The sequence below is a fragment of the Parabacteroides sp. MSK.9.14 genome (assembly GCF_019041495.1).
Classification (GTDB): Bacteria; Bacteroidota; Bacteroidia; order Bacteroidales; family Tannerellaceae; genus Parabacteroides; species Parabacteroides merdae.
This window is the reverse complement of record NZ_JAHPXO010000118.1, coordinates 1-1,038: the sequence shown is the minus strand read 5'-3', so window position 1 is coordinate 1,038 and position 1,038 is coordinate 1. Positions and strand designations below refer to the sequence as shown.

Sequence of the window (1,038 nt, the reverse complement as noted above, 5' to 3'; positions counted from 1 at the left end):
CTTCACGGTCTTTCCCTTTAAGTCTGTATCTTTTGGCATCCCATAATGCAGGGTCTATATCCATCTTTGCGGAGAATTGCGCTACTTCCGTATTTATGGATATCCTGCCCATAAGGGGGCACAGACCGTTCTTTTTCACTTTCTGTTTGTTGATATAAAACAGAACGGCAAACGTGCTGTATGTTGTTTTCCTGTTGTTCATACTCTATCCGGTCTTTGTGGACAATTATCAGTCAAAATGAATTTTTCTCTTATCCGGACTTGCAAATCACCCATATCTGCGCCGATCTTTTCTTGGGTAAGGTGGGCGTATATACGGGTGCTTTTCCAACTTCGGTGTCCCAGCAGTTCACGGACCGTATCCATTGGAACACCTTGGGACAGAGTGATTAACGAGGCGTATGTGTGCCGGGCTTGATGGAATGTCAGGCAACGCTCTATCCCACAGTGTTTTGCAATCTTTTTAAGATTGATATTTGTCTTGCTGCAACTCAACATCGGGAACAGCTTGCCTTGGTCGGATATGCCGCAATATTTCTTTATCAATTGTAATGGAAGCTCCATCAAAGGAATATGGCAAGGCGTTCCTGTCTTCTTCCTCGCTGTATGTATCCACCATACACCGTCTTCGGCCTGTTTCATATTTTCGGGTGTCAAATTGCGGAGGTCGCTGAACGCCAATCCGGTCATGCAGGAAAATATGAAGACATCACGCACCAGATTCATATTGTCTTTTGGCAAGGGAGTCGTGAGAATCAGATTGAATTCCTTTTCGGACAGGCATTTGGCGACAAGAGGTTCTGTCAGATACTTGTAATCCATGAACGGGTCTTGTTTGATGAGTCCGTTATCCATTGCGGACTTGATTACCAGATGCAGACGTGCCATAATATTGACAATGGTATTGCAGGTCATCTTCAAGTCGGCACGGAGGTACAAGTCGAATGCTTTCACAAATGTCGGGTTCAAGGATTGGAACGCCATATCCCTTACCTTGTATTTCTTTTGAAGAAAATTCTTTAGGTGGTTCAGTGCCAC

At 44.5% G+C, this 1,038-nt stretch carries 1 protein-coding gene and 1 pseudogene; both read right to left on the bottom strand.

The window, feature by feature from the left end:
* A pseudogene (locus KTG12_RS21385) lies at nucleotides 1–202 on the bottom strand (Arm DNA-binding domain-containing protein); the annotation flags it as partial.
* A partial coding sequence (locus KTG12_RS21380) for a site-specific integrase (RefSeq protein WP_216945549.1) occupies nucleotides 199–1,038 on the bottom strand: 840 nt, incomplete at its 5' end. The pseudogene KTG12_RS21385 and the gene KTG12_RS21380, both read right to left, overlap by 4 nt.